Origin of the sequence: Paraburkholderia lebeckiae (genome assembly GCF_050436225.1) — a bacterium.
Lineage (GTDB): Bacteria > Pseudomonadota > Gammaproteobacteria > Burkholderiales > Burkholderiaceae > Paraburkholderia > Paraburkholderia tuberum.
Window position 1 is genome coordinate 828,911 of record NZ_JBNDLU010000003.1, and the last position, 23,039, is coordinate 851,949.

21 protein-coding genes and 1 pseudogene are annotated in these 23,039 nt (G+C 61.9%); 8 read left to right on the forward strand and 14 right to left on the reverse strand.

All coding sequences use genetic code 11. The annotated features are described in order from the left end of the window. Positions 1-10 precede the first annotated feature (10 nt). Entirely contained in the window at positions 11-202 is a 192-nt protein-coding gene (locus tag OKW45_RS38530) for a DUF2783 domain-containing protein (protein WP_018422160.1), read from the reverse strand. Then, entirely contained in the window at positions 199-1,893 is a 1,695-nt protein-coding gene (locus tag OKW45_RS38535; protein ID WP_429473897.1) for an FAD-dependent oxidoreductase, read from the reverse strand. The genes OKW45_RS38530 and OKW45_RS38535 overlap by 4 nt, the downstream gene beginning before the upstream one ends. A 350-nt stretch (positions 1,894-2,243) precedes the next feature. Between OKW45_RS38535 and OKW45_RS38540 the strand changes: the two genes are divergently transcribed. Continuing rightward, on the forward strand, positions 2,244-3,398 hold the full coding sequence (locus OKW45_RS38540; protein ID WP_429473898.1) for a Vgb family protein: 1,155 nt from the start codon (positions 2,244-2,246) through the stop codon (positions 3,396-3,398). Between the two features lie 72 nt (positions 3,399-3,470). On the opposite strand, the gene OKW45_RS38545 is transcribed toward OKW45_RS38540, so the two are convergent. Both OKW45_RS38545 and OKW45_RS38550 read right to left on the reverse strand, forming a co-directional pair. Then, complete coding sequence (locus tag OKW45_RS38545; protein WP_018422157.1) at positions 3,471-3,890, reverse strand: DUF1810 domain-containing protein; 420 nt, start codon at positions 3,888-3,890, stop codon at positions 3,471-3,473. 385 nt (positions 3,891-4,275) lie between these two features. Then, the gene (locus OKW45_RS38550; protein ID WP_018422156.1) at positions 4,276-4,521 is read right to left on the reverse strand and encodes an NnrS family protein; all 246 of its coding nucleotides are present in this window, start codon (positions 4,519-4,521) and stop codon (positions 4,276-4,278) included. 204 nt (positions 4,522-4,725) lie between these two features. Between OKW45_RS38550 and OKW45_RS38555 the strand changes: the two genes are divergently transcribed. Both OKW45_RS38555 and OKW45_RS38560 read left to right on the forward strand, forming a co-directional pair. Beyond that, positions 4,726-5,196, forward strand: a complete 471-nt coding sequence (locus OKW45_RS38555; RefSeq protein WP_429473899.1) for a ribonuclease — start codon at positions 4,726-4,728, stop codon at positions 5,194-5,196. Positions 5,197-5,776: 580 nt separating this feature from the next. Further along, positions 5,777-7,126 carry an NAD(P)/FAD-dependent oxidoreductase gene (locus OKW45_RS38560; RefSeq protein ID WP_429473900.1) on the forward strand — a complete coding sequence of 450 codons (1,350 nt, stop codon included), beginning with the start codon at positions 5,777-5,779 and terminating at the stop codon, positions 7,124-7,126. A gap of 272 nt (positions 7,127-7,398) precedes the next feature. Here OKW45_RS38560 and OKW45_RS38565 read toward each other — a convergent pair whose 3' ends face one another. Beyond that, positions 7,399-7,806, reverse strand: a complete 408-nt coding sequence (locus OKW45_RS38565; RefSeq protein ID WP_429474048.1) for a cupin domain-containing protein — start codon at positions 7,804-7,806, stop codon at positions 7,399-7,401. Next, on the reverse strand, positions 7,803-8,393 hold the full coding sequence (locus OKW45_RS38570; protein WP_429473901.1) for a LysE family translocator: 591 nt from the start codon (positions 8,391-8,393) through the stop codon (positions 7,803-7,805). The genes OKW45_RS38565 and OKW45_RS38570 overlap by 4 nt, the downstream gene beginning before the upstream one ends. 100 nt (positions 8,394-8,493) lie before the next feature. On the opposite strand from OKW45_RS38570, the gene OKW45_RS38575 reads away from it, so the two are divergent. Beyond that, positions 8,494-9,384, forward strand: a complete 891-nt coding sequence (locus tag OKW45_RS38575; protein ID WP_018422151.1) for a LysR substrate-binding domain-containing protein — start codon at positions 8,494-8,496, stop codon at positions 9,382-9,384. Positions 9,385-9,473: 89 nt separating this feature from the next. On the opposite strand, the gene OKW45_RS38580 is transcribed toward OKW45_RS38575, so the two are convergent. Further along, positions 9,474-10,364 (reverse strand): LysR family transcriptional regulator, encoded by an 891-nt coding sequence (locus OKW45_RS38580; protein WP_018422150.1) that lies wholly within the window; start codon positions 10,362-10,364, stop codon positions 9,474-9,476. 121 nt (positions 10,365-10,485) lie between these two features. On the opposite strand from OKW45_RS38580, the gene OKW45_RS38585 reads away from it, so the two are divergent. After that, positions 10,486-11,226: an SDR family NAD(P)-dependent oxidoreductase gene (locus tag OKW45_RS38585; protein ID WP_026226103.1), complete on the forward strand. Its 741-nt coding sequence runs from the start codon at positions 10,486-10,488 to the stop codon at positions 11,224-11,226. Between the two features lie 37 nt (positions 11,227-11,263). Here OKW45_RS38585 and OKW45_RS38590 read toward each other — a convergent pair whose 3' ends face one another. Beyond that, positions 11,264-12,013 carry an SDR family oxidoreductase gene (locus tag OKW45_RS38590; RefSeq protein ID WP_018422148.1) on the reverse strand — a complete coding sequence of 250 codons (750 nt, stop codon included), beginning with the start codon at positions 12,011-12,013 and terminating at the stop codon, positions 11,264-11,266. A 99-nt stretch (positions 12,014-12,112) separates the two neighbouring features. Here OKW45_RS38590 and OKW45_RS38595 point away from each other — a divergent pair, with 99 nt between their 5' ends. Continuing rightward, positions 12,113-13,027 carry an AraC family transcriptional regulator gene (locus tag OKW45_RS38595; RefSeq protein WP_018422147.1) on the forward strand — a complete coding sequence of 305 codons (915 nt, stop codon included), beginning with the start codon at positions 12,113-12,115 and terminating at the stop codon, positions 13,025-13,027. Positions 13,028-13,035: 8 nt separating this feature from the next. Next, positions 13,036-13,293: pseudogene (locus OKW45_RS38600) on the forward strand (glycine cleavage T C-terminal barrel domain-containing protein); the annotation flags it as partial. Between the two features lie 38 nt (positions 13,294-13,331). Here the strand turns inward: OKW45_RS38600 and OKW45_RS38605 are convergent. The 6 genes from OKW45_RS38605 to OKW45_RS38630 form a co-directional block, all read right to left on the reverse strand. Next, positions 13,332-13,742, reverse strand: coding sequence for a BON domain-containing protein (locus tag OKW45_RS38605; protein WP_429473902.1), 411 nt, complete (start codon positions 13,740-13,742; stop codon positions 13,332-13,334). Then, positions 13,739-15,259, reverse strand: a complete 1,521-nt coding sequence (locus OKW45_RS38610) for a pyridoxal phosphate-dependent decarboxylase family protein (RefSeq protein WP_429473903.1) — start codon at positions 15,257-15,259, stop codon at positions 13,739-13,741. The genes OKW45_RS38605 and OKW45_RS38610 overlap by 4 nt, the downstream gene beginning before the upstream one ends. A 75-nt stretch (positions 15,260-15,334) precedes the next feature. Continuing rightward, on the reverse strand, positions 15,335-16,780 hold the full coding sequence (locus OKW45_RS38615) for an adenylate/guanylate cyclase domain-containing protein (RefSeq protein ID WP_429473904.1): 1,446 nt from the start codon (positions 16,778-16,780) through the stop codon (positions 15,335-15,337). A 118-nt stretch (positions 16,781-16,898) separates the two neighbouring features. Beyond that, positions 16,899-20,204: an adenylate/guanylate cyclase domain-containing protein gene (locus OKW45_RS38620; RefSeq protein WP_429473905.1), complete on the reverse strand. Its 3,306-nt coding sequence runs from the start codon at positions 20,202-20,204 to the stop codon at positions 16,899-16,901. 305 nt (positions 20,205-20,509) lie between these two features. Beyond that, on the reverse strand, positions 20,510-21,457 hold the full coding sequence (locus OKW45_RS38625) for a pseudouridine-5'-phosphate glycosidase (protein ID WP_429474049.1): 948 nt from the start codon (positions 21,455-21,457) through the stop codon (positions 20,510-20,512). A 62-nt stretch (positions 21,458-21,519) separates the two neighbouring features. Next, positions 21,520-22,182 (reverse strand): dihydrofolate reductase family protein, encoded by a 663-nt coding sequence (locus OKW45_RS38630; RefSeq protein WP_018422141.1) that lies wholly within the window; start codon positions 22,180-22,182, stop codon positions 21,520-21,522. Positions 22,183-22,446: 264 nt separating this feature from the next. On the opposite strand from OKW45_RS38630, the gene OKW45_RS38635 reads away from it, so the two are divergent. Next, complete coding sequence (locus OKW45_RS38635; RefSeq protein ID WP_429473906.1) at positions 22,447-22,956, forward strand: DUF1269 domain-containing protein; 510 nt, start codon at positions 22,447-22,449, stop codon at positions 22,954-22,956. Positions 22,957-23,039 lie beyond the last annotated feature (83 nt).

A 23,039-nucleotide genomic window follows, 5' to 3' on the forward strand; every position in this document is an offset into this window, starting at 1 on the left:
GCCTGGGTCGTCAATCCGCGCGCGCCAGCGCCAGCGCTTCGAGCAGCACGTCGGCATCGCCGATGTGGTTCGCGAGCAGCAGCACGAGCTTTGCGTTCATGAAATGGCTTTGCTCGTCGGTTAGTCCATTGTGCGCGTCGATGAGCTTTTCATAGAACGCATCGGGATCGGTCATATTCGTTTCGATGTTCAGCTTGGTCATGATGGTGATCCGTTGCAGGTTGCGCGATCCACGGCCTTGGCGACCGAGGCGGTGTCGAGGGCGCGCCAGCGCGCGCAGACGTGCTGGTCCGGTCGCAGCAGATAAAAGGTGCCGGGCCGCGCATCGAAGCGGTGCGTGACGATGCCTTCGACGTCCTCGATCACCGTGACGTGAGGCATCTCCGGCAGCGCGGTCACGGCCGCGCCACGCGGCACGACGATCAACGAGTGAACCGGTACCGCGAGGCATGCGAGCGCGCGAAGCTGTTCGGCGCATTTCGTCAGGTCGTCTCCCTGGCCGCAGAATTGCACACCCGTGAAGCCGCCATGTCCGGTTTGATTCAGGAACCAGGCGTCTTCGCCAGCGAGCTTGACCGGCGCATCGGTGCTGGCCGCGCCGGGCACCATCGCACTGGTGAACGCGTCGGCGTCGGGCGTGTTCAGGGGCGAGTCGCGCAGAACCGCCGGTACCGACAGACGGCCGCTGTTGACGATGCGCCGCGCGAACGGACACTCTTTCGCGAGCTTAAGCGTGGCATCGCGGAACATCCGCGAAACCGCGCTTTTCGGCGTGATGAAGTCGGTGGCGCGCGATGAGTTCAGGATGTTTTCGTCCGCCGCATACTCGCGCTCGGATGCATAGGTATCGAGCAGCGCCGGCGGCGCGTCGCCGTTGACGACGAGCCGCAGCTTCCAGGCGAGATTGTCGGCATCCTGCACGCCGCTATTCGCGCCGCGCGCGCCGAACGGCGACACGCCATGCGCCGAATCGCCCGCGAACAGCACGCGGCCATGCCGGAAACTGTCCATCCGCAAACACGAAAACGTGTAGACGCTGACCCATTCGAGCTCGAACCCGGCATCGTCGCCGAGCAGCGCTTTCACGCGCGGAATCACTTTTTCAGGCTGTTTTTCGGCGACCGGATCGGCGTCCCAGCCGAGCTGGAAATCGATGCGCCAGACGTTGTCGGGCTGCCTGTGCAGCAGTACGGATTGATTGCGATGGAAGGGCGGATCGAACCAGAACCAGCGTTCGGTCGGAAACGGCGCCTTCATTTTCACATCCGCGATCAGGAAGCGGTCCTTGAAGGTGCGACCATGACTGTCGAGACCGAGCGCCTTGCGCACCGCGCTGCGCGCGCCGTCGGCGGCGACCACGTATTGCGCGCGCATCGGATAAATGCCGTCGGGCGTTTCGACCCGCAACTCGACATGGTCGTCTTGCTGGGTCACACCGATCACATTGCTTTTCCAGCGCATCTGCAGATTCGCGGTTCGCTTCGCCTCGTCTACCAGATAGCCCTCGACGTAGTACTGCTGCAGATTGATGAATGCTGGGCGCGCGTGGCCTGTCTCGGGCAGCAGGTTGAACGTATAGATCAGTTCATCTTGCAGGAACACCTTGCCGACGTTCCAGCTCACGCCTTTGTCGACCATCTGCTTGCCGCAGCCGAGCCGATCGAAAATTTCCAGCGTCCGCTTCGCAAAACAGATTGCGCGCGAACCGCTCGACAGCGTGTCGTCATTGTCGAGCAGTACAGTGCGAACGCCCTGCTGGGCCAGATCGATGGCCGCTGACAACCCGACCGGGCCAGCGCCGATCACCACGACCGGATAGGTGAGCGGTGCACCGGCATCGTGGTCGGCGGCTCGCTTGTAGTCGAACCGCATCGTTTGGTAGTCGATCTGCATGGCGTCTCCGGGTTCTGCGGGATGTCTTTTATTAATCTATAGCAAGCAGTATTGCTCCTTGCTAATATTAGCCATTCTATAAAGCTTTTTGAGCGATCGAATCTGTATTTACCCTGGTGCGGTTCCATTGCACGCAAACCCGGCAACGAATATCCCGGCGAATCGCACTTTCGACAACGTCGAGGAAGCGCACGCCGCGCTAGAGGAGCGTCGGCAGGCAGGGAAGACGGGGGTCGAGATCGGCTGATGACAGACGCGTAGCGCGCCGCGAAGCATTGAAACGTCGGGTTGACCTTGGCAAGTGGCATTCGTGATACGTTAGCTGGCACAAGCAGCGATGGAGACCGCCCATGCTGATTCCTCTGCTGTTACTTGTGGGGCTTCTTTGGTGGATGTTCGCGATCCATCCGGGGCATGCGGCGCTCGAGCGACTTCGTGCGATGACGGAATTTACCCGCTTGGACTTCAAACATCTTCCGAAGCTTGCCCCGCATTCGACTGCCCGGTCTGCGATTGCCGTGGCTCTTTACGCCATCACTTGCGCAATCATCATAGACAACCTTGGCCTCGCGCAGGCTCAAGCACAGCCGCCGTCGTTCGAGAGCTTCACCGTCCCGGCCGGCAGCGCACCGCATGACGTCGCACCGGCGCATGACGGCACCGTGTGGTACACCGCGCAAGCGCGGGGAGCGGTCGGGCGGCTGGACCCGCGCAGCGGCAAAACCGACACGATCGCGCTCGGCGCCGGATCGGCGCCACATGGCGTGATCGTCGGCCCCGATCGTGCGGCGTGGGTCACTGACGGCGGCCAGAACGCGATCGTGCGTATCGATTCGAAGACGCTCGCCGTCACGCGTTTTCCGCTACCCAAGGACCGGTCGGACGCCAATCTGAATACCGCCGTGTTCGACAAACAGGGGCATCTGTGGTTTACGGGGCAAAGTGGTATCTACGGCGAACTCGATCCGCAGCGATCGCGCATGCGCGTCTTTGATGCCCCACGCGGCGCCGGGCCCTACGGTATCTGCGTGACCCGCTCCGGGGATCTGTATTTCGCTTCGCTGGCGGGAAATTACGTTGGCCGCATCGACCCGACGACGGGCGCGGCACAAGTCATCGAGCCACCAACGCCGAATCAGGGCGCGCGCCGCGTCTGGGCCGATTCCAGGGGGCGCATCTGGGTCAGCGAGTGGAACGCCGGAAAAGTCGGCGTGTACGATCCTGGCACGCATCACTGGCGCGAATGGCGACTGCCCGGCAACGATCCGCACGTGTATGCAATATTCGTCGACGACCAGGACATCGTCTGGCTCAGCGAATGGAGCGCTAATGCGCTAGTGCGCTTTGATCCGCGTGCCGAGCGGTTCGACACGTTGCCGCTGCCGCGTGACCACGCGAACGTGCGTCAGATGATGGGTCGTCCGGGCGAGGTCTGGCTGTCCGAATCCGGCACGGATCACCTGCTGCTCTTTCGATCCCGTGCAGCCGATGTGAGCGGGCAGTGACCCCGCGCTGCACCGGGAGCGGAATTGCGCAGTCCGCCGCGCCCCGCGTGCGCAGGACGCTACCAAAATGGTCTAGAGGAGCTGGAGGGTCCGCGGATCGGCTTCTCCGCCGAAATACTTGCGCAAAGCTTCGATAAATACGTCGTTGTCGTTCGTGGCGCGCGCGAACAAGGTGACCGACGAGCGAAACTTCAGGTCATCCGGGTACCCGAAGATTTCCTCGATGGACCGGTCGCTGACGAGGTTGACCAGGTGCGTCGTTTCGCGCAGCCGTGGGCCGAGTATCGGGTGGCGCAGATAGGCTTGCGCTTCGGCCAGCGAGGAAAGCGCGAATCGCCGAGCCATTGCGCTGGTTCCGAGCCCCTCGATTTGAGGAAACACGAACCACATCCAGTGGCTTCGCTTGCGTCCGTGCCTCAGTTCATCGCATACCTGGTCGTAGACTGGCTCTTGTGCATCGAGGAAACGCTGAAGATCATAGGGATCGTCCATTTCGTACTCCGTTGCAGGCGTGGAAACCCATCGTTAAACCACGATTCTCGCGCGCGTGCAGGCGCGGGTCTACGATGGATTCGAACCGCCGTATCTTGCAAGCACGCGGTCGCCAATTCAGGTATTGGGCCGGACTCGCCCTCGGTTATCGATTGGAGTTCAACCATGTTGCCACTTCTTTCGCCTCACGCGCTCGCGGCCCAACGCAGCGACGGACTACGCGATGAACAATAACGCCTGGTGCAATCGGCTATGCCGGATGCATCGCGGCCATGCGTCATGGACATGCCACATATCGTGAAGGTCGGTCGTGGGGCGAAGTGGAGGCGTTCGAAGCGGCTAAGACGGATGTCGTTTGCTGGCCGCTTCAAGGAAGATGAGGACTTCAACCCGGCTTGCCATCGGCTCGGGCGAGGAAAAGCCACGTGGCGTATCGGACGTAGTAGAGAACCAGCGCGGCCGCCCAGCATAGACCGGATGCGTATCTCCAGGGCATCGTGAACTGTGGCGCGAGCCACGGGCCGAGTACCCGGATCAAGGTCGCCAGAATGAAGAGGCCGTAGCAAGCGATCTCGACCCTACCGGCCACGAGTTGGCGTCCGGTATATTCGATCCTGATGGTCCGCTTCATGACCGCTCCAATCGGCAACTAGCTGCTGATTTATCGTATACGCAGGCCCTTTCGCCGCATGCGACGAAGGTTCGCGATAGGGGAAACGGCTGGATTCCGATAAAGTGCCTATTTCCGATCGAACGTTGATTCGCTCCGTCATTAGCGATACCTTTACGTCTATCCAGGTCGTCGGGTGCTGGTCAACGAAGGGAGAACCGTTTCGTGAAGAGAGCGTGGGTTGTCTCCTGCATCGTCGCATTGAGCGCGATCTTCGGCGGATGCGGCAAGCAGGGACCGCAAAACGCGACTGAGGCATCGGGCGCGTCCGCGAGCTCGGCGCCGGTTCAGCCAGCGCCGGGTGCGAGCGATGCAACCGCTGCATCAGGCGCCCAAGGAACGGGCGCGCTTGTCACCGTCACCAAGGCGCAGTTGCCCGCGGAGGCGGCCGAAACTCTGCGACTGATCAAAGCGGGCGGCCCCTTCCCGTTTAGCGATGACGGCGTCTTGTTTCGTAACAGTGCGGCTTTGCTGCCGAAGCATCCGCGCGGTTACTACCACACCTATACGGTTCGCACACCAGGCGCGACGGATCGCGGGCAGCGTCGGATCGTATGTGGTGGGCCGCGCAAGCAAACCGGCGAGTGCTATTACACCGACGATTACTACGCCAGCTTCAAGCGCATTGGAGAATAAAGACGGAATGAACCGCATCAGCGACGCTATCTGCGAACTGGCGGCGGCGTCGCAAGTCATCTTTTCGCTAGCTGCGATGCCGCCTGTTTCAGCGAGTTCGGCGACGCAGCCATCGTGCCATCGAGGCCCACAACGATGAGATACCTGCCGACAGCATCAATCCATCGACCAAAAGTCTGAACGTTGATGGCTTCATCCTGATCACCACAGATCTGGCGAAGAACGACCCCCAGCCATCAGCGCGGCACCTACGATCACCCCTTTGACGACCACGCCGAGTGGAAAGGCGCCGAACTGCGTTCAGCAGTACGTTCGAGCGCCTGGCCATCGCGGCGAGGCCGACTGCGCCGAAGTGAAGTCGCGCGTCGGGTCTCGGGCATCGTGCGTGTGAACCTGGAGGGGTTTCCAGACAGTGCGAGCCCACTATTGAGGGCGGGTCAGTAGGAGATCTCTCAATCAGAAAACCTGAGGGCAGCCATCAGAACTATGAGATTTTCCTGGCATCAGGCTTCTGCGATAGTTGTTCTCAACCGTTGGGTTGGATTTCCGTACCGCGCGTCGTCGTCCTGGGAGAATCTGCATGCATCGTTTTGTGATCGTGGGAGGAGGGGCGGGTGGCATCGAACTCGCAACGAGGCTAGGCGATCGTTATGGTGGTCGGCGAAGAAGCGGGGCGCAACGTGCCTCGATTACGTTGATCGACCGCAACCCGACGCATATCTGGAAGCCCCTGTTGCACGAGGTCGCAGCGGGAAGTCTGGACCCATTCGCACAGGAACTGGCGTACGCCGCGCAAGCCCAGTGGCACGGCTTCCAGTTCATCCATGGCGAACTTGTCGGACTGGATCGTGGCTCGAGGCAGGTCCTGCTTTCGCCACTGCTCGATGACGACGGAACCGAACTGGTACCGCCGCGCCGAATCGGGTACGACTCGTTGATTCTTGCCATCGGCAGTACAACGCACTACTTCGGCGTGCCGGGCGCGGCGGAAAATTCGCTCGCGCTTGACAACGTCGCTCAAGCGGAACGCTTCAGAAAGCGCCTGATTTCAGCTTGCATTCGCGCCGAACAACAACGAGACGCCGGTGAGCGGAGTGCATGTGGAATGCCCGTCGATCACGCGCCTCGTGTCCAGGTCGCGATCGTTGGCGGGGGCGCTACGGGCGTGGAATTGTCCGCCGAATTGCGCAATACGGCGAAGGTACTTTCATCATACGGCCTGCATCGGCTCGACCCCACACACGACGTCGGGATCGTGCTCATTGAAGCTGGGCCGCGGATTCTGCCAGCGTTGAAAGAACGCGTGTCCACCGCAGCTACGGGACTGCTGGGTAAACTCAATGTCAAGTTGATGGTCGGCGAGCGGGTCGCGGAGGTCGCGCCCGGACTCATCCGCACGAAAAACGGCAAGACGATACGTGCGGATCTCACGGTGTGGGCCGCGGGCATCAAGGCACCCGCGGTGCTTTCAACGCTCGATGGGCTGACAGTCAATCATCTGGGGCAACTCAGTGTGCGTCGCACGCTTCAAACGGATCTTGACGACCATATATTCGCATTCGGCGATTGTGCGGCCTGTCCATGGTTGGGTTTCGAGCGCAATGTTCCACCGCGCGCCCAAGCGGCTCATCAGCAGGCATCGTTTTTAGTCAAGGCACTTGCGCGACGCATCGAGGGGCAAAAGCTTCCGGAGTTTGCCTATCGCGATCTCGGCTCGCTAGTGTCGCTCGGGCACGCGAATGCGGTAGGGAGTCTGATGGGAGGTCTTATCGGCGGCAGCATGCTCGTGGACGGACTGCTTGCTCGCTTCATGTATTTGTCGCTGTATCGGATGCACGTTGCAGCGCTGCATGGCTATGCACGCATGATCGTCAATACCCTCGCGCATCGGCTCCGTCGAAGCACCGCCCCGCACGTCAAACTGCACTGAGCATCATTTCGCTTTAGATGGCGAAAGGGTCTGGCCGCCACAAGTCAATCAACCAGTTCTAAACCCAGGAAGACGGAGGGAACACTATGAACAGCTCCGATCTATCGCCCTTCAGCGTCGACTCGGGCGGAGGCGCCATGCACGCACGAAACGGCACCTCGGCCAGACGATGCCGACGTCTGCGGCGTCTCCAATGGATTCATTCAGCATGGTCGCGATATCGGGGTGCTCGTGTTCTTCGGCAAGCGAGAGCTTTACGAATAGCCCAACTGCTACCCTCGCGAGCGTGATCCGCGCAACTGCTCTTCGATCGTCCTCTGCAACGGTGATTGCACGTTCCCCGTATGCTTTGTCTGCACGGGCTCGATCAGCACGATCCAGCATTCGTGGTCTGCGACTGGATTGTGCAGCGTGCCGCGCGGCACTACGTGCATCGAACCCGCGGGCAAATCGACGACGTGTCCGCCCTCGTATTCGATCTTCAGATGTCCGCGCACCACGAAGAACAGTTCGTCCTCGTGCTCATGGTCGTGCCACACGAGCTGCCCACGCACTTTCGCGACCTTCACGTACTGATCGTTGACCCGTGCGACAACTTTCGGCGACCAATGATCCGACACATCGGCGAACGCGGCTTCAAGGTCGAACGATTCGGCGAACGGATGGGAAGACGTGCTTATCTCCAGGTCGGAATGAGGGATGCGGCGAGCAGCACACCCATCGCGAGATTGAGAATGCGCCAGTGGCGCGGCGTCCGAAACAGCCGCGCGAGTAGCACGCCAAGCGCACACCACAGCGCGAGCGACGCGCACGTAGCCACCCCGAACGCTGCACCGAGCAGCATCGCGAGGCGGTTCGGATTGTTTGCGAGCAGCGCGAAAGACGCCGCCGCGCCAACCGTCATCGCCCAGCCTTTCGGGTTGAGCCAGAGCAGCAGGAAACCGTTGACGAGCGAAACCGGCCGCACGGGGCCATTGCTCGCGTTTGGCGGCCCGCTGCGCGCGATGCGCCACGCGAGCCATAGCAGATACGCGGAGCCGAGCGTCCTGACCGCCGTTTGCAGCGACGGCAGCGTGAGAAGCAGACCGCCAAGCCCGAGTGCGGCGAGCGCAGCGAGCAAGGCGAGGCCCATAGCGATGCCGAGCATCAGCGGTATCGAGCGTACGAAGCCGAAGCGTGCGCCTGAGGCGGTGGCGAGCGTGGTCGCGCCGCCGGGCGTCACGGTTGCGACGGCGACGAAGAGCAGAAGCGGCAGAATCGAGGTCATCGGTGCACATTCGGATCAGTGAATTTGCACTGTACGGATCGTCAAAGCATCGTGAAAGCTAATAATATTGATGCGGTACATTACGCCGCATAATGCATAGATGAGCCGAAATCTCGACCTCGATCTGATCCGCACCTTCGTTGCCGTCGCCGATAGCGGCAGCATGACGGTCGCCGCGAATCTGCTGCACATGACGCAAGGCGCCGTGAGCCAACAGGTGAAGCGCCTCGAAGATGTGCTGGATTGCCTTCTGTTCGTTCGTAAGACGCGCCGGCTGGAACTCTCGCACCAAGGCGAGCAGTTTCTCGTGAAGGCGCGCAAGCTGCTGCGGCTGAACGATGAAATCTGGGCCGACATGACCGGCCAGCCGCTGCGCGGCGCCTTGCGTGTGGGCGTGCCTTACGATCTCGTGACGCGGCTCGCGCCCGCGATGAAGGCATTCGCCGAGGCGCATCCGCACGTCGAAATTTCGTTGGTGTGCGCGGCGTCGCCAGAGCTGAGCGAAGCGGTGAATAGCGGTCGCGTTGACGTGTCGTTGGTCGAATATGTCGCAAGCGAAGCCGAAGGTGAAGTGGTCTGCATCGAGCCGTTGGTGTGGGTCAAGGGGCGCGGCAGTGATGCATGGCAGAAGCGGCCGTTGCCGCTGTCGATGGTAGACGAGCGTTGTGCTTTCCGTTCGGTGGTGCTCGGCGCGCTCGCGGACGAGGGCATTGCGTGGCGCACGGTGTTCGAGAGCGGAAACATCGAGGCAACCGCCGCAACGGTGCGCGCGGGCCTCGCGATCACGGCCTGGCTCGCCTCCACGGTGCCGGCCGATCTGGAGACGCTCACGTTGCGAGTAAGCGGCTTGCCTGCACTGCCTCCGTTCGCGATCTGTCTGCGATTGCCCGCGACGGTTCAGCCCGCGGCACAGGAATTCGCGCGCCATGTGCGGGATTCGATGTCGAGCGACGCAGGCACTCGACGCGCGCCGCTCGCGAACATTGCGTGACGTACGGCGTTTGAAGTGCGCGCCGGAATCGACTGATTCAGACGCACGCAGTGCCGCCAGCCATCTTTTAGTTCACGGACGTCGCGATCCTACAGGCGCTGCGGAAGCGCAGCCGCAAAAAAGTCAGTCACTCTACGCACGCGCGCCGGCACGAAACGACGCCTCGGCCAGATGATGCTGACATCACGGGCGTCGCGAATGAAGTCGTCCAGCACGGTCACAATGTCGGGATGCTTGAGTTCGTCGGCGAGCGAGAGCTTCGCGAAGAGGCCGATTCCCACGCCCGCGAGCACGGCCGATCGTATTGTCTCGACGCTATTCGACGACAGGTTGCCTCGCACCGGTACGCTGAATCGGCCTCGTGGCCCGTAAAACGGCCAGTTTGCCGACTCCATCAGACCGCCGTAGAGCAGGCAATTGTGATTGGCGAGTTCGGTAGGATCCTTCGGTACACCGTATTGCTCGAAATAGCGACGCGATCCGACGCAGACCAGCGGGGTGCTGGCAATCCGCTTCACGACCGAATCCGGGTCGTTGACGGAGCCCACTCGAATCGCGAGATCGATTCGATCCTCGACCATATCGCGTACGAAATCCGACAACACGAGATCGACCCGAAGACCAGGATAGCGCGACAGCAGCTCGGGAATGAGCGGAACAACGTGCAGGCGACCGAACGTAGAGGCAGAGGCGATCCGGACAATCCCCGAGACATCCAGCGTGCTGCTGGTCAGTTCGCTGTCGGCCACCTCAATCTCGTCCAGCAACGGCTTGGTGCGTTCGTAGTATTTCTGCCCCTGATCCGTCAGGGTCACGCTGCGTGTGCTTCGGTTGAATAGCAGCACGCCCAGGCGCTTTTCCAGCGCGCCGATCGACTTACTGATCGCGGACTGTGACTCGCCGGTTCTGCGCGCCGCGGCGGAAAAGCCACCCGCTTCGACAACGGCGAAGAAGGCGTTCAATTCGTGAAACCGATCCATTGTATTTCTCTCGTGCGATCTATTCTCTCGGTGAATGGACCTTATGATAAATCCGCCGATTATCATTCGCACGAGCCGCAATTACGATGTCACTTCCATTCACCAACAGGCAGAAGCTTCAATGTCTACTCTCACAGGGAAGATCGCCGTGATTAGCGGCGGAACGACCGGTATCGGCCTGGCGATCGCCAGGCGATTCGTCACCGAAGGCGCTCACGTCTTTATCTTCGGTCGGCGCCAAGGCCAGCTCGACGAGGCCGTCAAACTGCTCGGACGCAACGTTACCGCTATTCAGGCCGACGCCGCGAGCCTCGATGACCTCGACCGTGTCGCTGCGGCAGTCAGGGACGAAAAAGGTGTCGTTGACATCATCGTGTCGAACGCGGGCTTTACCGAGCAGGCTTCTATCGACACCCTCACGCCTGAGCATTTCGACAAGGCATTCAACCTCATGGCGCGCGGCCCGGTATTTCTGGTGCAGAAGCTGCTGCCGATGATGACAGGTGGCGGGTCGATCATCCTGGTTTCGTCGGCCATGCACGTCATGGGCATCCCTGGTCATACCGCCTACGCGGCGACCAAGGCCGCGTTGCGTTCTTATGCTCGCACGTGGGCCGCCGAATTCAAGGATCGCGGCATTCGCGTCAACATGCTTAGCCCTGGTGTCACCGACACCCCGATTCTCGACTCCCAGTCGGCGACACGCGAGGATCTGGTGAGCATGTACAAGAGCATGGTCCCGATCGGTCGACTCGCCCGCGCCGAGGAGATGGCCAGCGCGGCGCTCTTTCTCGCCTCCGAACAGAGTTCCTATATGACGGGCGCGGATTTGATGAATGACGGCGGCATCGGCCAGGTCTGAGGCCCGCGGCTCTCACCGTCCGCGATTTTTACTCGTGCTATTTAGCGCCCGCGTTGTACCACTCGACAGCGTCCTCGCCGGCGGGGATGTTGAACGGGCTCGATGGATCGGTCGCTGCGAGCCAAACCGCTTCGGCGACATCCGATGCGTGCGTGACGGCCGTTTCTTTCTGCCAGTTCGCGAAAATCTGCTCCACGAGCGCGCCGTACGGCTCGGGGAATCCGTCTTTCATACGTGCCTGCGCGTTCTCGCCGAAGCGGGTGGAAGGCGCGCGTCCCGGCAGCACGATACGCACGCGCACATTGAACTGCTCCAGTTCGAGCGCGAGCGATTCGCTGAATGCGTTGACCGCGGACTTGCTCGCGGTGTAGACCGACAGCAAATGCAGCGGTCTGCAGGTGACGCTCGACGTCACATTGATGATCACACCTTCGCGGCGCTCGCGGAACTGCGGCAAGACGGCCTGCGCCATCGCGATGGTACCGAGCGTATTGGTCTCGAAGATATCGCGCACGGTGTCCATCGGCGTTCCTTCGAGCGCGTTCAGAAAACCGATACCCGCATTGTTGACGAGCACGTCGATCCGACCGGCGGCCTCGATGACGGCGCGAATGCTTTGCGGGTCCTTCACGTCGAGGGCGAGAATCGAAAGACGATCGGAGCGCGGCAAGACGTCTTCGCGTGGCGTGCGCATCGTGGCGATAACGCGCCAGTCGCGATCCAGAAAATAACGCGCGATTTCCAGGCCAAAGCCGGACGAGCAACCGGTAATCAAGACGGTCTTCATGTCGAATCCTGTGGTTGGTGACAGTCCCAACACAATAAGTCCTGACCGCCCGGACTCGCTACAATTGAGCGTCCAGGTTTCATTCGAAATCGTCCGATCATGATCGACCCGCTCGCCGAAATCGTCACATTGCTGAAGCCGACGCCCACGTTCTCGAAAGTGCTGAGCGGCGCCGGGCGCTGGCGCGCGAGCCGCACGGAAGTCGGCCAGCCGTTCTATTGCGTGGTGCTCGAAGGTTTCCTTCGTCTATCCGTCAATGGTTGCGAGCCGCTCATTCTTCAGGCCGATGACTTCGTGCTCGTGCCCGAAGTTTTTAGCTTCACGATGACGAGCATCAATCCGCCCGACGATGACGACGTTTCCGATATCGCGCCCGCGGCACTGCCCGACGGCAGCTTTCGTTTCGGCGATGCATCAGTCGCGCCGGAAGCCCAATGGCTTGCGGGCCTCTGCGCGTTCGGTTCACCGGATGCGGCCTTGCTTGTCTCGCTCTTGCCCAAGCTCGCGCACGTGCGTGGTGAACCCAGGCTGGCGACGCTCGTCAAGCTCGTGAGGGAAGAATCGCGCGCGCAGCGGCCCGCGCGCGAGGTCGTGCTGGCGCGACTGCTCGAGGTGCTCTTCATTGAAGCGTTGCGAGCCACGGGGACGGGGGCATCGCCCGGACTCGTCCGCGGCCTCGCCGACGCCCGTCTCGCGCTTGCCATCCGTCATATGCACGAGAGTCCGCACAAGCCCTGGACGATCGCACAACTCGCAAAAACCGCCGCGCTTTCACGGTCCTCTTTCTTCGATCGATTCAGCCGCGCAGTCGGCGTGGCACCGATGGAGTATCTGTTGTCGTGGCGCATGGCCGTCGCCAGGAGCCTGCTGCGCCGGAACGAAGTCAGCATCGCGGTGATCGCGGAACGTGTCGGCTACGGCTCGGCGAGCGCATTCAGCGTCGCGTTCACGCGTCATGTCGGACTGCCGCCCACGCAGTATGCTCGAGACGCAGCGAATGTCGTCGCTCGATAGCGTCGTAAAAAGGATATCGGGCCTGGGCCCGCGAGCTTTCGCCGGATTGCAATCCGTTCGAGGCAGACCTGGCGTTCGCCTGCAAGCTCGACCAGGACATCGCCTTCCGAGGTCGCGACGCCCTTCTGCGTCTGCGCGAGGCGCCGCTGCGCCGGCGTCTCGCGATCCTGACGGTCGACGGCGCCGAACATCTGATGCTGTGGGGTGGCGAAGCTATCTTGCGCGACGGCAAGCCGGTAGGGGCGGTAACCTCAGCCGCGTTTGGAGCATCGTCTACGCCGAAGCGATGAAAATAACATCGAGCCTATCCGGCCGATGCCGCGAGACGTTGCTCAATGCTTGCTGCATCGCTCTCTCGCTCTGTCAATCTGTTCGTCACCGACTTGACTCCGAGCACTGATCTTGCTGCATTGCCAGCGCGCGAGATCTGCCAGCTTTCCGGCACCGACCCGGTGAGCGTGACGATGCCGTGGCTCGCCCTGATGTGAATCTCTGAATCATCCATATCCGGTACACGCCTGAGGGCACGGCGAACGTCGCGAACTATCGAAGTATCCGGCCTGGGTCGAGGCGGCGAGCCCGAGGCCGCCACCCGTTGTGCGACCGCGCCGGCCGTCGCGCTCACACCTGGTTGCGCGTTCGCATAGTCCGCGCCACTCGCGATGGCCGCAATTAACATTGCGCCGATTATTCTGCTCGCATTGCTTATGTTCATGCTGGCTCCTTTGGGCCCTGTGAACCTTGCAAAATCCGCTGTCCGTGTCGAACGATTTCTTTGACCAGCAGATCCAGGTCGTCCTTGCGGGTTCGGTGGTTGCATATCGCGACCCTGAGGCAATGCACGCCGTTCACCGTTGTGTCGGACAACGCCGCGATGCCTGCTTCCTGAAGCTGCAACATGATCTCGATGTTGAGCGCCTTCAATGCCGCCTCTTCCATCTGCTCCGGGCGATATCTGAAGCATACGATGTTGATGCTGGTTGGCACGACTAACTCGAGGTGTCGCTCGGAGTCGATGAGATCACTGAGGTAGCGACCCTGCGCGATATTCTGGTCGATCAGACGGCCGAACTTCTCGACTCCATGCTCTTTTAGAGCCATCCAGACTTTTAGCGCACGGAAACCTCTGGACGTCTGCAATCCATACTCGTATAGCCAGGGGGCCGAAGCAATTCCGCGCGCTGTTGGTTGCAGATATTCCGGTGTCACCGAGAATGCGCCTCGATGCGCGGCAGCGTCGCGAACGAGGGCGCAGCCGACCTCGAACGGAGCGTGCAGCCACTTGTGAGGATCGAGGGCGATCGAATCAGCGCGTGCAATGCCCGCAACGCGATATGAATTGTCGGGTGCGATCGCAATCAGCGCGCCTATGCATCCGTCTACGTGTAACCACACGTCCTCTTCAGCGGCCAGATCCGCCAGCGCCATCAGATCGTCGATCGCACCCGTGTTGACTGTGCCCGCCGTTGCGATCACGCAAGCAGGCTGAAATCCCGCTGACCGGTCCTCTGCGATCGCAATCCGCAGAGCGGCGACGTCGATTCTCAGCGCCGTGTCTGTCGGGATCCTCCGCAACGCCGTGTTTCCCAGGCCTAGCGACTCCATCGCCTTACGATGGCAGCTATGCATCTGATCCGAGCCATAAAATCGCAACGGTCGGTCGATGGCGGCTACACCATGCTCGCGCACGTCGATTCCAGCCTTCGCGTTGCGTGCCACTGTCAAGGCAATGATATTTGCCATTGAGCCGCCGCTGACCAATGTGCCGCTGGCCGAAACTGGAAAGCCAACCATCTCCTTGCACCAGTTGACGACCTGCTGATCCATCAAAGCCGCCGCGTGATTGCCGCCACCCAGATTAGAACCCTGAATTGCCGCCAGGAAGTCTCCCAGTGCCCCGGTGAAGTTGCTTGCACCCATATACCAGGACCAGAAGCGAGGATGTACGTTGCCCAGTGGATAGGGCATCAAATTCTCGCCAAGCTCGTGATAAATACTTTCCACTGGTGACGCGGAGCGTGGCAGCGCCTGCTCGAATAAGGCCTTGGCCTCCTCGGGCATGCTTCGCCACACTGGCCGGCTGCGCACGTCGCGCAGGTAGTCGACCGCATCGTCGACGATGCAGTGCGAGAGTGTTCGCAGCGCAGTCCAATCGTCCGGATCGAGTGTTTCCTCGGAACGCGGCTGAACGCCGTGCATAGGGAGCAAACCGGCTGCGTCGTTCTTCTCCATCACGGCACCTGTCGGGTTCAAGGTTGAGCAAACAAGCATAGCCCCAGGAGGAGGCAAGATCGGCGCCGTAAGCCGTCACCACTCGGACACGATGCGATACACGCTTGCCCTGCCGTGGAGGCCGCGAAGCGGAGCCTCAAATTCGACGACCGTGCGGCCACCAAGGAGGTCGCGGACCCCAGGCGCACTATAGAGCGCTTCCGAAATGCAAATCTCCCCGGCGTCAGCGAGAGACTGCACGCGCGCGGCGACGTTGACGGCCTGACCGAAATAATCGAGATTGTCGTTCAGTGTCACCGCAATCGACGGCCCGCAATGTGCCCCGATCTTCAGGATGATCGCCGGCTCTCCACGTTCGCGATTGAAGCGCCCGATTTCCTCCACGATACTCAACGACGCGGAAACTGCGTCCGTTGGTCGACAAAAGACGGCCATCACAGCGTCGCCAATCGTCTTTACGATAGCGCCGGAATATCGTTGCGCGATCATCTCAAGCAAGGCGAAATGCTGTCTGACGAGGCCGTACGCATTCAGATCACCGATGCGTTCATACATGGCCGTCGAACCCTTGAGATCCGTGAAAACGAACGTCACTTGCCGAATCCCAAGGCCTTCCTTCTCGTCAACGTTCTCCGAGCGGAACAGGCGCCGGAAGGTTTGTCGCGCCACCAGCGCCCCTCCGGAGAGATACGGTTCGAATTCGAGCGGCGGCTTGATGGCCTGAGCGACGACTTCTGGAGGCCAATTGATCAAGAGCAGCGACCCGCGCGTGCTCCCGGTATTCCTTACTTGGATGACGACAGGACCAGGCGGCACAACGGAGAGCGCCGGGACAAACCGTTGACCGTCATAACCGATCTGCAACAGTGTCGGCGAGGTGGCGGGCTCACCAGCGATCGGAACAATGAGAGCGGCTTGTGTCTCGACATTCACACCCGTCAAGGCACCGGGGCCAAGAACAGCCTGCAGGGTCGTCGTCGAACCTGGAGGCAGGAACGTGAGGCCGCGCACAAGCCCCCGCAAGAAGTCGAGAAACCGGACTTGCTGGCCGGCGAACCGACCGTCACCGTTAAATCGCAGTTTCCAGTGGAAATCTTCAACGGAAAGCGACTCGGGATCGTGGAACGTCAGCCTCCGAAGTTCGGGCGATATTGAAAACGTGACCTGGATGAAATCGTCGAGGTCGGTTTCGCCCGTAACGTCGCATAGCCCACAGACGTAATGGGTCTTGAGAGTGCGCAATGATCCGAAGCTGTGGAGGACCATTCCTGACTGCGGACAAAGAACGTCCCAGTTCATCTCGAACAATCCGTATCGCGCCGCATGAAGAAAGAGGTCAATGCATTCAGCCTCGCTTATGCCGCGATCTCGCGCAAACGCCAGCGGATTGACCCGGTAAACCGACAGCTCGTCGTCGCTCCTGATCAGAGTCTCGAGCTTGGAAATGACGCGCGGACTCCATGATCTCGCCTGTTCGATCGCGATCATTTTGCTCTCGAGAAGCCGATCGTCAATGTTCATCGTCGTGGCCAGGTCAACGGAAAACAGTCAGACACAACTGCCGTGTCATGTCGCTTTACCTTGGATTGCAAGATACGGTGACGGTTGGACGGCGTCAACAGGAGTGAGCGCGGCGACCTTATCCTCCTCTGTCGGCCTCGCCCGAAAGCGCGGCCTCGATCGCCTGGAGCGCATAAATGAAACCCAGGCTGCTGCCCTCCTGCCGTAGCCGCTGGAGTTCCTTCAGCGATGCCGGATCGCGATTGCCGGTTCCATACGAGACAAGCGCCCGTGCGCGCGCCACGAAAAATCCGGAAAAGGGCGATGGCTCGCGGCGTGCGTAATCTTCAAGGGCCGCAGCATGATGCGCGGCCGCATCCCAGCGTTTGCGGTCGATGCATGCATCTATCGCATCACGTCGAAACAGAAAGTGGTTGTGGCTCACCGCTCCGGCCGCGAGCAAAGCTTCGCCTTCCGCGAGCGCCTGTGCGAAGACAACGGGGTCGTCCGTCGTGCGCGCGAGCACGCCCAGATAAGCGGGGCCCAGGTAGTTCATACCGGTCTCCCGGCTGATCGACAGCGCCGCTTCGATATCGGCGCGCGCTTCGCGCGAACGGCCGGCGACACGATGCAATTCCGCGCGAAACGCGAGCGCTTCACCTTCGAAGCGCCTTGATTTCAGCTCGCGCGCGCACTGTAGCGCAGGAGCGACATGCTCCCACGCACGATCCCACTCCGCGCGATCGTGCAGGCAGTGCCAGGCAGCGTGATGGGCGACGGCGAGTGCGCGGGGATGCCCCACCTTCTGCGCTGCGGCGACGCTGGCAAGCGCGGCGTCGAGTGCGCTCGCGGCTTCGCCGGTAAACCACGTCGTGATCGCCCGCATCGGAAGGTTGGCCACCTCGATCCGTCCGAAGCCATGGCTTTGGCAGAGTTCGATGCAGCGGCTGAAGGCCGCGTGGGCACTGATCATCCGGCCGCGCATGTACTCGCCATCGCCAAGGCCGCCGAGTGCGGCCGCCTCCTGTTCGGGATCGCACGCGTCGCGCGCGAGGGCAAGGCTGCGCCCGTGCTCACGCACGCAGCCGTCGATATCGCCGCGGGGAAAACACAGGTTGCCGCGCAGGAAGTGAATGCGCGCCTCTTCGCGCAACAGGCCTTGGGAGGCTTCAGCGGCGGAGTCGAGGTCGGCCCATGCACCGTCGAGATCGTCAATGATCCGCTTCACAGTGGCCCGCCCGATCCATGCGCGGCAACGCTCCGCGTCCGTCGTCGCATATTCGAGGGCGCTTTCGAATGCATGAAGTGCCGACTTCATGTCGCCGAGGTCATGCAGGACGCTGCCATGTAGACACTCGAGTGCGGCGCGCTCGCTACGTTGATCCGCGAGATCGAGCCCTCGTTCGACAAGCCGGAGCGCGGCTTCATGGCGGTGCCCCGACGCCTGCGAGCGCGCTGCTTCGCAATAGGCGAGCGCTGCCCCGGGTTCTCCCGCGCGATCGAGATGTTCGGCTCGCAGGACGAGGTCGCGCTCGCCGTACCATTGTGCGGCGCGACGATGCAAATCGCGGCGCCGGCTTTTCAGCAGCCCGTCATAAATGGCGTCGCGAATCAGTGCGTGATGGAAGATGAATCCGGCGCCCTGACGTCGTAACAGCAGACCGATCACAAGCGGTTCCAGCACAACGCCGGCATCCGCATCGGCGCCAGCGCCATCGACGAGAAAATCGACCGCCTCCTTCTCGAACAACTGGCCGAGCACCGAGGCAGCCTGCAGCACTGTCTTATTGGCGGGATCAAGCCGATCCAGCCGCGCCTGTACGAGGCTTCGCACCGACCCCGGCACGCCGGTCCCTTCGCCGTCCTGCGCATCGTTCAGCAACTGCTCGAGAAACAGCGGATTGCCCGCCGCCCGTTCGATGCAGCGTCCCGCCAGACCTGCCTGCGCCCCGGGAAACGATCTGGCCATCGCATGCGCGTCGCCGGCGCTCAGCGGACCCAGATCGATCAGCGAATACGGTCCGCCGGTCGCCACGCGCCACGGCTCTTCAGTCGAATCGCCGTGCGTCCGCACTGTCAGCACGAGTACGGCCGGACATCCCGCCGTGGTTTCCGATAGTCCGGCGAGGTCGCGAAGCGTCGATTCGTCCGACCAGTGAATATCCTCGACGACCAGTACCCGAGGTTGCTGGCGGCTCGCGCGTTGGACTAGCCGGGTCAGGGCGTTGCGTCGGCCGCGAACGCGCATTTCATTGTCCATGGCCTCGTAGACTGCCCGGTCCTCGAACCCCATCGGCAAATCGAGCAGATCTTCGAGAAAGAGTGCGTCGCCAGCGTCGATCAAACCGCTGGCGAGCGCGTGCTCGACGTCAGTGGCACTCGCAGCTTGGTCAGTTGAGCCGTCGGCTGCCAACAGGCCGCGCACGAGAGACTGGATTGCGCCGCGTCCGGTTGACGCACCGAAGTCGAGCACGAGGCCAGTATGAGAAAGGAATCCTGACTCCCGTGCCTCGCGTACGAATTCCTCGACCAAGCGTGTTTTGCCGATTCCGGCCTCACCGCGCAGCAGAACGGTGCGTCCGCCTCCGGTGTCGCGGCACGAATGGAGCACGGATCGAAACTGCCGCATCTCATGATGCCGGCCGACGAACGGCCGGCCCGGGCGTGAGCGCCGAAGGCCGGCAACACACCACGCCGTGACCGCTTCCGCGAAGCCTTTGACCGACAGCGCGCCGCCTTCGACACAGTCCAGGCGGTCAGCCAGCGGGCGTCGCACGCTTTCCGAGATCAGGATCTTTCCCGGCTCAGCCGCATCGGTGAGACGCGAGGCGAGGTTGACCGTGTCGCCGGTGACGGTGTATTCCCTGTGAGTCGCGCTACCGGTGCCGCTTGCGACGACTTCGCCACCGGCTATGCCGATATGCACGGAGACCGGGCGGCCGAGCGCACGCGACAGGTCGGGCATCCCATCCCTGATGGCGAGTGCCGACCGCACGGCGCGTTCGACATCATTGCCATGCGAGACCGGCGCGCCGAATACTGCCATGACGCAGTCGCCGACGTGCTTGTCGACGTGCCCGCCATGCTGCTCGATGGTGCGGTCAACCTGCTCGAAGTAGCGATCGAGCACGGCGAGTACTTCCTCCGCGTCGACTTCACGGCTCATCCGCGTGAAGCCACACAGATCGGCGAACAGGACGGCGACTTGCCGTCGTTCGCCTTTCGCCTCGCCAGGGCTCGCGGCGCTATGCCGGGGCCCGGCTCGCGCCCGCAATTCAGTCAAGGCATCGAGCAGTTTGCGGCGATGACCGACCGACGCAATACCCAGTTCTTTCAGATCGTCCGCGGTGAGATCGCGAAGCACGTCGGCGTCGATGGCGTTCTCGCGAAACACCGGTTCATACCGCTCCATTCCGAGGCTGTGCAGCCACACGGCGACGTCCACGAGCCCTCCTGAGAGGAAGGTGTCGAATCCGTCAAAGATAGCACGGGGCTGGTTTCGTGGAGCTCGGCGCCCCGGGCGGTGGCCGACGCATCGCCGCCGCCCATCGGCGCGGTTGTCGACCGGTGGGAAACAGCGGAGAAGGGGGTGTCTCGCGCGTTGCCGATTGGACGCCTGGGACTTCCGCGAGGCAGATATCGACGAGCCAGCGCCTCGTATAGCGGCGGGGCGAACAGCTTTGGCACTGGCTCGAAATCAGCGCGGTGGTCGTCAAGGAAATCACCAGCCCGCGCGAAACGGCAGTGAGGCTACGCCGCGCCCGTCCTGGGCTTTGAGCGTGCCAACGCTAGCGCCAGCCTTGCTCCGACCTCGGCGTTGTGTTTCACGAGCGCGATGTTTGTCGCCAGGCTGCGCCCGCCTGTCAACGCCTTGATGCGTGCCAGCAGGAAGGGGGTGACGGCCTTGCCGGCGATTCCTTGTGCAGCGGCTTCGTCGAGCGCCTGCCGAGTCAGCGCGTCGATCTCTTCGAACGACATCGCTGCCGCTTCCGGCACGGGAGTGCTCAACACCACACCGCCGTCGAGGCCCAGGTCCCACTTGGTGCGAATGAACCGTGCCTGTTCCTCCGCGTCGTCCAGCCTGAAGTCCGCGCGAAAGCCGCTGTCACGCGTGTAGAACGCCGCAAAATTGTCCTGTTCGCAACTGAGCACCGGCACGCCGTGGGTTTCCAGGTATTCCAATGTGAGCCCAATGTCCAGGATGGACTTCGCACCGGCACAGATCACCGCCACCGAGGTCTTCGCCAGTTCCTGCAGGTCGGCCGAGATGTCAAAGGTTTCCTGCGCGCCTCGATGCACGCCGCCAATGCCTCCGGTGACGAAGACCTCGATGCCGGCCAACGCCGCGCATATCATCGTGCCAGCCACGGTCGTGGCGCCCAGCCCGCCGCCGGCCAGCACGGCCGGCAGGTCGCGGCGGCTGACCTTGTGTACGTGGTCGGATCGGCCGATCGTTTCCAGTTCGTCATCCGAAAGGCCGATGTGGATTCGCCCATCGATCAGCGCAATAGTCGCCGGCTCGGCACCCGCGTCACGGATCATGGCTTCCACTTCGCGCGCAGTGCGAACGTTCTCCGGGTAGGGCATGCCGTGGGCGATGATGGTCGATTCCAGCGCCACGAGCGGGCGACCGGAGGCCTGCGCAGCGGCTGCAGGCGCGCTCCAGGTCAACCAGGAGCGTGCAAGGTCAGCAACCATGTCGATCCTTTCGGTGGTGTGATTCACTGAAGTATGCGGTACAAGAGGCCGTCAGCGAGTGCTTAGGCGTCCGTGTGCCCTTGTCGCCTTAGGACGACATGCGTGGCCTTCTCCGACGCTACGAATTCAACGCATTCGTATCCCAGAGCCCGCAAGTCGACCCCTTCGAACAGCGATTCTCCCCGGCCGAGCAGGACCGGCGCGACGGCAATGTGGAGATCATCGATGAGGCCCTCGCGAAGATACTGCTGAATCGTGTCCGGCCCACCGCCGATCCGCACGTCCATTCCGGCAGCGGCCTCGCGTGCACGGTCGAGCGCCTCGCGGATGCCTCCTGTTATGAAGTGGAACGTCGTGCCGCCTGCCATCTCGATGGGGGGACGAGCGTGATGGGTCAAGATGAAGACTGGAACGTGATACGGTGGATTGTCTCCCCACCAGCCTTTCCAGTTCGTGTCCGGCCAGTCCCCACGAATGGGTCCGAACATGTTGCGCCCAAGAATCCAGGCCCCGACATTCTGAAAGCCACGGGCGGCGAAATCATCGTCAACCCCGGTCGTACCGTCGTCCTTGCCGAACAAGGCTTGCTGGAACGTGTGTGTTGGGACTAGCCACTGATGCAGTTCCGTCCCGCCAACGCCGAGCGGATTGTTGATGTCTTGATTCGGGCCTGCGCCATATCCGTCGAGCGAGATGGTGAAGCCCGCAACGCGAACGCGTGTCATCGTTTGCCTCCGTTTAGACGCCTAACGTAATGTGAACCGCAAAGCTGCATGGTTTACCGGAACTACGCGAAATAGTCTGGCAGCAGATTTTTGCTCAACCATATGTCTCCAGGAGAAGTTTTCCGAATATGTAAGCTGGCATACAGCGGCGACCATCCATCCAAACACGGCACGCACCTGCCCAGAGCCAACTTTTGCCTGCCACAGGCGTACGATGAACGTCATCGTCCCGTTTGAGGACGGCTTGATTGATGGAGGGTCGAGATGAGACGTCTTTATTTCCTCGCATCTGACACGTCGACGACGAAGGCGATCGTAGACGACTTGCTGCGGGCGCGGATCACGTGGCGACATCTCCATGTTCTCGCGAATCACAGCGTCGCACTCGAACCGTTACCTGAGGCAACTTTGCTGCAGAGCAGCGACGTCGTGCACTCGCTCGAACGAGGCGTGGCGCTCGGCGGTGCGACCGGAGCGCTTGTCGGCCTCGTGGCGCTGGCGTTTCCTCCCGCGGAGCTCGCTATTGCGGGCGGAGCCGTCATTGCATTGACGTTGGCGGGTGCCGGCTTCGGGGCCTGGACGGCCGCGATGATCGGCGTCGCCGAACCGAATGCACGACTCGAGCGCTTTCGGGACGCCATCCGTGACGGCCAGCTCCTGATCATGGCCGACGTGCCTGGATCGCGCGAACAGGAGATCGAGCAGATGGTCGCGCAGCATTTTCCGAAGGCCGATATCGAGGGCGCGGAGCCCACGACACCGATCTTCCCCTGAGAAGCAGTCGGGACGAGGCGAGCGGCGCCACCTTTGGCGCGACCGCGATCGAAGAAGGGCGGGGACGTCTCGGCCGATACCGT